Here is a 9645-nt window from a genome sequence, read left to right as displayed (position 1 = left end):
TCGAGGTTTCCGGTCGGTTCGTCGGCCAGGATGACGGAGGGGTGGTTGATGAGGGCACGAGCCACGCACACGCGCTGCTGCTCCCCTCCAGACAGTTCATGAGGGAGGTGGGTGGCGCGAGCGGACATGCCCACCCGGTCTAGTGCCTCCATCGCCTCGGCTTCATCGGGGAGGGAATGGTAGTACTGGGCCATCATCACGTTTTCTACCGCCGAGAGGTGCTTTACCAGGTGGAACTGTTGAAAGATGAGGCCAATCTTGCGGCGACGCACCGCGGCCAATTCCAGTTCACCCATTTTGTCCAGACGCTCGCCCTCCAGGTAAACCAGTCCTTCGGTGGGGGAATCCAGACAGCCCAGAATGTTCATCAAAGTTGACTTGCCCGAACCGGACGGCCCCACTACCGAGAGCCACTCGCCGCGAGTTATGTCGAGGCTGACATTATCCAGCGCCGCCAACTCGCCGTATTTTCGAGACACCTTCTCAACTCGATAAATCAATTGTTCATCATTATTATCTGCCATAGCATTCTCACTCTCCACCAAGAACGTTTATAGGATTAATCCGGGCAATACGTTTAGCCGGCCACAGAGAACCGATAACCGCTACCGCTACCGAAAAAACAATCGTGAGGACTAAAATTATCCAGTTAATTTCTACTCGTGCCAGGAAAACTTTTTGCAATATGTAATCGGCCAGACCGATTCCCAGCAAGACCCCTAAGAAGCCTCCGAACAGCCCTAACATTATCGATTCCCCGATAAGTTCCGTGAATACGTCCTTGCTCAAAGCCCCCAATGCCTTTTTCAGCCCAATCTCGCGAGCGCGTTCCGAGACAATCGAACTCAGTGTCGCGGATACCGCAATCAGCATTAGTGCGGAAATAATAATACTGACCAACCAAATTAGGTTGCTTAGAGTATGGGCAATGCGGGTTTCATTTTGGGTAGTTCGACGCACCACTTCAGCGTCAACCCCGTTGACCTTTTTTCCGATGGTTTTCGCTAAAGCGCTCAATTGGGAAGTATCGCCTTTCAGTGAATATTCCACCAAACTGTAGCCATCGGCAACCCCACCCATAGCGGTGTAACTGTCCGGGCTTAACACCGCCAGGTCGTCCTCGGGACCGCCGGTGCGCAGCAGCCCGGAGATTTCCAGCTGTTTGCCAGCCCGGTTGTCATGCCCCGAATCGTCCCCCCCGGTGTTTTCCCGCAGCTGCGCCACCTTGAGGCCAATCAGGTCGCCGACGTGCAGACGGAATTTTTCTGCGAGGTTCACCCCTAACAGGATCTGTTCGCTGCCCTGCGGCACTTTCCCGTCGATTGACCAGTAGGGTCGGACTGACCGGGCGTCGGCAAATTTCGTCACCATGAGGGGGACGGGCTGCTGACCGTAGAGCAGGTTACCGTAACTGTAGCCGGCCCGCCCCATCAGACTCTCGCCGCACTGCCGGTCGATGGCAGACACCGTTTCCCGAGTAATTACATTGGAACCTTGCGGCAACACCACCAGGTTTGCCCCAAACGAACGCAGTTCCTTAGCGATGTAATCGGGAACTGTCACCGCCACCAGCCCCAACCCGGACAGGATGGAGGCACCCATTGCGATTGCCAGGGAAGCAATCATAACCCGGGAGAAACGGTGCGCAAAGGCTTTCCAAATGATGCGCACGAACATGCGTTTGTGTGAGTTCATTCCCGCCTACTTTCTGTGCAGGACCCGCGCCGGCTGTAAAGTCACCAGCGCCCGGATTGAAGGTAAACAGCCCAGCAAAACCGTCAGCCCCACGATGACCGCCATCAAGGGGAAAACCACTGGGCGGATATTGATACTGACCCCAAATACCAGGTGTCCGACCAGTTGGGCCAGACCGATGCCGCCCACACATCCGAACGCGGCCCCGACCAGGCTCACGATGAAGGTTTCCGTCAAAATCATCAGCACCACAAACAGATTACGCGCCCCCAAAGCTTTCATCAGTCCGATTTCGGCGGAACGTTCCATCACCGAGGCAGTCACCAGGTTAGCAATACCCAGAGCGGAACCCGCCATGGCCAAAATCGCCACCAAAGTCATAATGAGCTGGGTTTTTTCCAGAATCGTGCCCTCACTGTCGGCGATTTGATGCACGGGGGTGGCCACGGCGTTGCTCATGACTTCCTCAATCTGATAGGCGATTGAGGACGTGTAAGCGGTGCAGTACCAGGTTTCCCAGTCCTCCAGAGATAGTGAGCTGGGATCGCGGGCAGCGCGGCGGGACAAGTCATTTTCCGGCGTGGTGATAGCACGCACCTCTACCCGGTCGACCTGGCCCGGACGACCCGAGAGGCTCTGAGCTACGCTCAAATCCGCAAACAGTTGCCGGTCTTCATTGGAACCGGAAGTAAAGATACCGCTGATAGTCAAAGTTGGACTGGGTGCGGAGCCAGCTAATCCGGGCGGGGGTTTCAAGGTCAGAGAGTCCCCCAGATGCCAGCCGTTTTGCTGAGCCAGTTTCGTTCCGACCATGACTTCATCGGCAGCCTTTGGCCAGTTGCCTTGGACTTCCCACCAGTCGCGCATATCCGCCATGCCGGTATCGACTTTTTCCCCAGTGGGGATGGCTAGCTTCTTGCGAAACCAGGTCCCGACTACGTCAATGTCTTGGCCTGAGGAAGCAGCCTTGGTTCCCAGGAACGGAGCGAAGTTTTCGATGTTGTAAGCCCAAAATATGGTTTTCAGTTTTGCCAGCTCGGATTCCTGCAACGCTCCGGACTGGGAATTCGCCGAGCTACCCGTATCCTCGAAATCATAGAGTTGGGAAACTACGGATTTTCCTTGCGGTAGCACTTGGATATTGGCACCGTAAGAGCCAAGTTCCTGCTTGATTTTATCCCCGACGTCCAGCATGACCGCGAGCATGGAAGTCGTGAGCCCCGCCCCTAAGAAAATCGTTAGCGCAATCATGAGGCGTTTGCCGACCTGCCGGCGCAACGCCTTGAAAATCATCCTGAAAAAGAACATGGAAACTTATACCTTAGAGCCTTAGATTATTTTGGTTTTAAAGATTTTGGCGTGCCCACTCAGCTCGTCAGCAAAAAACCGTAATTCTTTCGGGCCCACTTCATACTTAATCGGAATAGGGTTACAGCCACCGGGAAAGCCAATAGTCTGAATATTCATCATGACCCCGCAGCGCCGGCAAATGACTTTCCCGCCGTCTTCGTAATAACCGGATTCGCCGCAGATTTCGCAGGCATCCAGACCGCAACCGTAGGCTACGGCGTTCTTTTGGATGACGATGAAACGAACTTGCGTCCCGTCCTTGGTCACGTAGGCGAAACGATGCAGGTGTCCATCAGACACCAGCTCCCGACTGACGGAAACCACATTTCCTTTCACCGTGGAAGGCTCTATCGGGGATAACTCCGGAACAGTCTCCGCCACGCGCCTGCCAACGGTCAAGGCAGAAACGAAAACAACCGTGCCACCCAAGGCCAGCTCTAAAAAGTGTCGGCGAGTAATCCGATCCGCTTTCACTAAACGGGCTTCGGGGCCAGAAACATTGACGGATTTGGAACCGAACCAAATGGCGATGATGCCAGGAATGGCGGTCAGCACCACCAGGGCCAGCAGTATGACGGTGTTGGCATTTTGAATCCACAACACGAGTTCAAAGATGGTCCGTGACCGTGGCAGGAAACCACGTATGGCGAGTTGTTGATACAACAGAATGGAACGCGGACCGATAACTACCAAAAATACCGCGGTAGTGATTGCCAAACGCACCATGGCGGGAACCAGCCTGGTGGCGCGCACGTAGGCCCAGCCGGCGACGACCACCAGCAACGTCCCGAACGCAAATCCGGCAAAACGTGCCAGCGATTCCGTTTCTAACGGGGAGGACCCCATCAGCACAATTTCATCGGTCGAAAATGCGTATTCAAAGCCGAAATTGATGATGATACTGACGGCAGTCAACAGCGAGGCCACCAGCAGCGCCCTATGTTTAGCGCTCTGTTTAATGTCATAGAGGTCGGCGGCACCAAACCACCAAGACATTCCCAGGAAGCCCAGCGAGCAAATCAGCATGACTGGAACCAGATAGAAGTTCATGGTCGGAACATCTATCAGATTCGTGTTCAGCCGAAGCCATGCCAGTGTCGCCGCCGCTAGGGCTGCCACCACCAACACCACGGTGGTAATCCGAGCCACGACTCGGCGTTCCATCGGGGTGTGCGGTCGCGTTGCCAGCAAGATTGCCAGCGGCACGAATAACGGCAGCCCGTAGCGGAGGGCGACAACAAATAACTTGAGCAATGAAACCTACTTAGAGAACCTGCCCGTCCCACTGCCAGTTCTTGAACTCAAACTTCAGCGGTTCTTTCCAGAAACGGCCCTTGACCCCGGAGGAATCCTTACCCGTGTGCAGCATGAACTTGTCTTCCGGAGAGGGGATGGTGATGGTCACATCGTACAGACCGGGCTTGAGCTTGATGTTGTTACCGTAGTGAGGACCGTCAGAGGCAATCATCGGCATCATGGTGCCCAGGTCAGTTTCCTCACCGGTCTTTTGATCCTTAACTGTAACCTTCATATCGTCCAGGTAAGGCATGAAAGTATCCGCCGGGTACCCGAATTCTTCTGCCTTCTTGTTGGTAGAAGCATCAATCTCGAAGTGCATATCGGACTCGGAAGCCGGAGGCATCTTCATCGAGCCGTGCTCCATATCGACAGCCTGGAAATAAACAACGTTTACATTCAGCGGCCCGTTGGTTTGTTCGCCAGAATCCCCAACCGGAATTTCCTTGATACCTACAACATTGGGATCGCTGGGCTTTTCCGGCTGCTTCTGCTCGGTCGCCGACTTGGATTCCTGCGGCTTAGCCTGACCGCCCGACGAAGTTCCGCCACAGCCGCTGAGGCTCATGCCCAACGCCAGGACGGCTGCCAAAGCCAGTAGCTTCTTTTTCATTATTCTTCCTTTCCGCTGTTCGCTTCGACAGCGTCTTTTTTATCTTCCCTCGAAGAGTTTTCTTCGAAAGCTTTATCATTACTTTCCGAGATAGGGGTGTCGGAACGAATCTCGGAGCCGCCCGCCTCGGGCTGGTCAGCTTTTGCCTTGCGGAGTTGCAACAGAGCCAAGACTCCCAATACCGCGGCGGTAATAATTTGGGCACCGAGGGTTTCCGCAGTGGGATAGATTCCCAGGAACACCACGGTAGGAACGCCAGACACCATATGTGCCCCGACCAAAGCAGCCTCTTGCAGCTCTTTAATCGCCCCGCCCACGATGGCTATCGCCAGCAACGCCAGCAATATCGAAGTCCACTTAAAGAAGGGCTTGAGCGGCAGGCGTACCCCGAACTGCCACACTAGCACGAATAGAATCGCGAGGATGACTACCGCCGTTACGCCACCCGCAACGATAAACCAATAATCGCTGTGTGTTTTCGCCCCGGAGACAATCGGGTAAAAGAACAGGATGGTTTCAGCACCCTCCCGAGCCACGGTGAGGAAGGACACAAATGCCAGGGCAAAAACGCCTCCCGAAGCGGTTTTTTCGCCCGCGGTGGCCTTAATATATTCCTCCCAGCGTTTGCCACCGGACTTGCTCAGTATCCAGTTAGACACATAAATCAGCATCAGGGCGGCTGCTAGGCCGGTAATCCCCTCCAGCAGTTCCTGACCCATTCCGCTCTGCACGCTGGCGCTGAGCTGCCCAAACAGAATAGCCAGACTGATGGAAATGACCACGGCGATAACCACGCCAGCTAAGATTCCCCGCAGCTGGTCGCGCCGCCCCGCTTTCAACGCGTAGGTGACCAACGCTGCCACGACCAGCAGCGCCTCCGCGCCTTCACGTAGCAGAATCAGAAAAGCGGAAAAGAAACCGGCAATCCCCAGCGGTCCCGTGTCCTGCGTTTTCGAGTCTAAAAATTTCGCATCCTCAGCCAGCTTCGCAATCAGGTCCTTGCCAAGTTTTTCCTGTTGAGCCTGGTCACGACCGTCTTTGTAGCCCTGTCGCAAATCACTGAACATGCCCTCAATCTCAGTCACACGATTGAAACCTTTGTGCACAATGGTGTTGTTTTCAAACCCGTCAGCTTCGTAATGCCCCAGGTACGCTTCGGTAGCCAAGGTGAATGCCCGGTCGGCTTGTCCCTTGACGTAGGCGCTTTGGGCATCGGTGATAACTTGCGCAATTGTGTCGGCAACCCTGCTCCACTGATCCGCCACCTTAGGGGCTTTGACCAGCTTAGTTACCGTTTCTGTGAGCAGGTCTGCGACTTTGTCGCTGTCTTCTCGCAGTGCCTCCGGGCTCGCACCGTCACGGCTGAGATTGCGTAAGTTCAATAGTTCGGTGACAAACTTATCGTCAACGTCACGCCCCAAAGTGTGTTTGACCTGGTCCTCCAGGCCGCTCGTCTGGTAGTTCTCATAGTAGGCTTGACGAATCAGAGTCTGGACCGCGCTCGGATCGCCAGCTTCCGGAACCGCGGCGAGCTTTTCCTGCATTACCGACACGACCTCAGACCATTCACCCAGATCGGAATCTTGGGCTGCGGCCGCGCTAGACCAGACCACCCCTCCGAAGGCTAGCGCCACCACCAAAGCGGAAAAACCTACGATAAACCGCAGTCCTCGTGCCCACAGAGAAGGCTGGTTTCTGGTTGCGTTCACGATTCTCTCAACTTCTTTCTAAATCAAATACATAACAAGGCTACAAATAAACAATTAACAAGGCAAGCCTTACCTTATAGCAAATCTAGCTATTAAAGGCTGATTCTGAACAAAATCCCCTCGCCCTACCACAGCTCCTCCAAGTGGCCGTCTAGCATATTGAACCTACGGTTGCAGTATTCATAAGCGGCCGCGTCGTGCGTGACCATCACGACCGCGCTACTGCCTTGTGCGAGCTCGTGAAATAGCCGTAGCACCGCCGCCGTGCTGTCGTCGTCCAAGTCGCCGGTCGGTTCATCCGCCAACAAAACTTCCGGTTGGGCCATGAGTGCTCGGGCGATGGCAACCCGACGCATCTCTCCCCCGGAAAGTTCTGCGGGCCAGGCGTGGGATAGATCCGCAATGTCGAGCTTTTCCAGCAAATCCAACGCGCGATTGACAGGCAAAGACCCCACCCCCACCGGCGACGATTTCCCCGACGACCGCCCTTTTGACCGCAAAGTAGCAGGCAGCACCACGTTATCCAAGACGTTGAGGGAACTGACCAGGGTTTGCTGCTGCGTAATCATTCCCAGACGAAACCGGCGCAGCTGGGACAGTTCCCGATCCGAGAGATCAGACAGATCCTCTCCTGCCACCAGAACCGTTCCTGAGCTGGGACGCAGCAAACCCATCATGAGGTTCAGCAGGGTCGTTTTTCCGTTACCCGATTTGCCTGAAACACCCACAAATTGGCCGGCGTCAACACTCAAGCTCACACTGTCTACCGCGTTGAACTCGCGTCCCCGCCGCGAAAACTTCTTGGTCACTTCGCACAGTTCCAACAACATCTATTGCCCCTCCCGCACGACCTGGTAAGTTTCTTTTCGCAGCAGGCGAATCGCCGAGATAGCACTGGACAGGACGGCGCTGAGGCACACCGTCACCAAGATGAGAACGCCCAGAGAACACTGGCTCCACAGATCGCTTTGCAGATAGGGCTGCTTCAAAGCCCTTTGAATGGCATCGCCAAAGGGTCGCAGCAGCGCCGCGCTGAGTCCCAGCCCCAGCACGCCACCCGTCAGGCTGACCAGCAGATTCTCTTTCAGCAACATTGCGGTCAGCATCCGCTTGGTGGCACCCATTATCCGCAACGAGCCCAACTCTTTGCTCCGAGACATGACGCTGACCCAGTTGACCGTCACCATCACCGCCAACGCTACTGCCCAAAAGACAGCCAGAAAGACCTGCAGGGCGCCCACAATGTGACCCACACCCTCCTTGAGCCGGGAACTAATCCCGTTCGCAGACACAAAGCCCAAGCCCTTCAGCTGGGGAGATTTAGAAATATGCTGCGCCACTTCCTCCGGGGCGTAACCGGGCTTGACTTTTACCATCACTGCGGAAACCCGGTGTCCAATCTCATCTGCGGACAAGACCGGATGCCCCACCTTTTCAGCTTGGCGCGCCAGGATTTTCGTGGTCGCCAGATTGGCAAACACAGACGAATCCAGGTTCGTGCCCGTCGGCGCCAGCCGCGCGCTTACCGGGAATTCATAGTTAAACAGGCGAATCTTGCCCTGGGCATTAATCTGAACTTTGGAGCCCGCGACCAGCTCACCGTCCTGCAGACCACGTGAATAAGTGGCTTGAATCCAGGGTTTGATAACAAAGTCGGTGTCCGGATCAATGCCGATAATCTGCAGCCGCACCTCGCAGCAACTCGCCATTAGGGAAGCAATATAGGTTTGCGTGGTGACCTGTTCCACCCCGGCAACATTGGCGACCGAATCCGAAACGTCATCTGGCAGCAAAAACCCGCTCGGTTTTCCCCCGCAGAGGTAAATATCCTTTGCGGATTGCTCAAACTGGGAAGGCACAATCATTATGTCCGCCCCCAAGCGTTCCTTGACCGATGACAAACCTTGGCTGAGGTTCAGCGAAACCATCCCTGCACCGAACGTTATCGCGCTGAGCAGGACTGCCACCAGGAACAGTCCTAAACTGCGGTAACGGTAATATTTGAGATTACGAAAAGGGAGTTTACCCCAGGTTATCTGGCTGCTTTGCATTGCAGTTTATGCCGCAGCTTTCTGAAGCTCCGGGCGGTTCCTTTGATCCAGGAATATCGCCGCACCGACTGCCAGGATCCCTATACAGCTCAGCGCCAACAGCGTGGGCATCGCGTAAACATTGCAAGACATTTCCTCGTTTTTGCACGTTCCAATAAGCACGGTGACAATCGAAATTTCCAGCACATAGATGAGCGCCGCGCTCAGGTTCAAACCGGTGCGAATCTGGGAGTTCATGAACAATGCCAGCAGCCCAATGACCAGCAGGAGGATTCCAATCCCCAAGCTGGCTTGAGCGGACCAGTAGCACGCCATATGTTGATGAGCCTCACCCATCGCTTTGCCAGCCTGCCCCATGTGGTTCATATGGTCCATACCACCGGAGCCTTTCATCCCGGACATATGTTCCTTGCCGGAGCTGTGTTTGGCAGCGAACTCGCAAACCGGCGCAAAAGTCCGCGGCGCGATGGCAATGAGCAGGCCCAACACTACGGTAGGCAGCGAACCAATGATTCTATCCTTCATGCGATTTTCTCCTTAAGATTTAACGACAACGCCAATCATCACACAGCTCAAAATAATTAGCAAGGTTAGCCTTACCTAATTAGAAAGAAATTATCGAAGGGTGTCAGGACAGTGCCCGGAGGCGCAAACGTATCTACGATACCCCTGCCACCCCCTTAGACCGTTTGCTTACCCCCGGGATACTTTCAAGGACGCAAATACACGAACTACGCCAGTTGCGTGAGATCACTAATCCCGCTGAACTCACCCGCGATATCCTGCGCTATCAAAGCATCCTCACCGGTCTAGCCAAAACCCCGACCGAGCAACTACTAGCCAAGACAGAAGAAACACGCGAGAAACGAAAAAACAAACTCACCATCGGCATCAAAACCCACGCTGCCGAAAAAGTTTCGCGCTCAAATTG

10 protein-coding genes are annotated in these 9645 nt (G+C 54.8%); 1 reads left to right on the top strand and 9 read right to left on the bottom strand.

From position 1 onward, the window contains the following. From Q0X47_RS08055 to Q0X47_RS08015, 9 genes are all read right to left on the bottom strand, one after another. A partial coding sequence (locus tag Q0X47_RS08055; RefSeq protein WP_297724825.1) for an ABC transporter ATP-binding protein occupies positions 1-524 on the bottom strand: 524 nt, incomplete at its 3' end. 7 nt (positions 525-531) lie between these two features. After that, positions 532-1695: an ABC transporter permease gene (locus tag Q0X47_RS08050; RefSeq protein WP_235858511.1), complete on the bottom strand. Its 1164-nt coding sequence runs from the start codon at positions 1693-1695 to the stop codon at positions 532-534. Positions 1696-1701: 6 nt separating this feature from the next. Next, complete coding sequence (locus Q0X47_RS08045; RefSeq protein ID WP_297724817.1) at positions 1702-3003, bottom strand: ABC transporter permease; 1302 nt, start codon at positions 3001-3003, stop codon at positions 1702-1704. A 21-nt stretch (positions 3004-3024) separates the two neighbouring features. Further along, a complete protein-coding gene (locus Q0X47_RS08040; RefSeq protein WP_297724814.1) occupies positions 3025-4299 on the bottom strand; it encodes a DUF2318 domain-containing protein in 1275 nt (424 codons plus the stop codon). Between the two features lie 10 nt (positions 4300-4309). Then, a complete protein-coding gene (locus Q0X47_RS08035) occupies positions 4310-4954 on the bottom strand; it encodes an iron transporter (protein ID WP_022863911.1) in 645 nt (214 codons plus the stop codon). After that, on the bottom strand, positions 4954-6663 hold the full coding sequence (locus Q0X47_RS08030) for an FTR1 family protein (protein WP_297724811.1): 1710 nt from the start codon (positions 6661-6663) through the stop codon (positions 4954-4956). The genes Q0X47_RS08035 and Q0X47_RS08030 overlap by 1 nt, the downstream gene beginning before the upstream one ends. Positions 6664-6788: 125 nt before the next feature. After that, a complete protein-coding gene (locus Q0X47_RS08025) occupies positions 6789-7493 on the bottom strand; it encodes an ABC transporter ATP-binding protein (RefSeq protein WP_022863913.1) in 705 nt (234 codons plus the stop codon). Further along, a complete protein-coding gene (locus Q0X47_RS08020) occupies positions 7494-8714 on the bottom strand; it encodes an ABC transporter permease (RefSeq protein WP_071128462.1) in 1221 nt (406 codons plus the stop codon). Between the two features lie 6 nt (positions 8715-8720). Beyond that, positions 8721-9239 carry a DUF4418 family protein gene (locus Q0X47_RS08015; RefSeq protein WP_071128463.1) on the bottom strand — a complete coding sequence of 173 codons (519 nt, stop codon included), beginning with the start codon at positions 9237-9239 and terminating at the stop codon, positions 8721-8723. A 215-nt stretch (positions 9240-9454) separates the two neighbouring features. Here Q0X47_RS08015 and Q0X47_RS08010 point away from each other — a divergent pair. Further along, a partial coding sequence (locus tag Q0X47_RS08010; protein ID WP_297724800.1) for a hypothetical protein occupies positions 9455-9645 on the top strand: 191 nt, incomplete at its 3' end.

The organism is uncultured Mobiluncus sp. (genome assembly GCF_947254095.1).
Taxonomy (GTDB): domain Bacteria; phylum Actinomycetota; class Actinomycetes; order Actinomycetales; family Actinomycetaceae; genus Mobiluncus.
The sequence above is the reverse complement of the archived record's forward strand: the minus strand, read 5'-3'. Positions and strand labels throughout refer to the sequence as shown.

Bases quoted from the DNA above. Each gene is read 5' to 3' on its own strand.
- Q0X47_RS08025 (WP_022863913.1), bottom strand. From the start codon at position 7,493: ATGTTGTTGGAACTGTGCGAAGTGACCAAGAAGTTTTCGCGGCGGGGA.
- Q0X47_RS08020 (WP_071128462.1), bottom strand. From the start codon at position 8,714: ATGCAAAGCAGCCAGATAACCTGGGGTAAACTCCCTTTTCGTAATCTC.
- Q0X47_RS08035 (WP_022863911.1), bottom strand. From the start codon at position 4,954: ATGAAAAAGAAGCTACTGGCTTTGGCAGCCGTCCTGGCGTTGGGCATG.
- Q0X47_RS08045 (WP_297724817.1), bottom strand. From the start codon at position 3,003: ATGTTCTTTTTCAGGATGATTTTCAAGGCGTTGCGCCGGCAGGTCGGC.
- Q0X47_RS08050 (WP_235858511.1), bottom strand. From the start codon at position 1,695: ATGAACTCACACAAACGCATGTTCGTGCGCATCATTTGGAAAGCCTTT.
- Q0X47_RS08015 (WP_071128463.1), bottom strand. From the start codon at position 9,239: ATGAAGGATAGAATCATTGGTTCGCTGCCTACCGTAGTGTTGGGCCTG.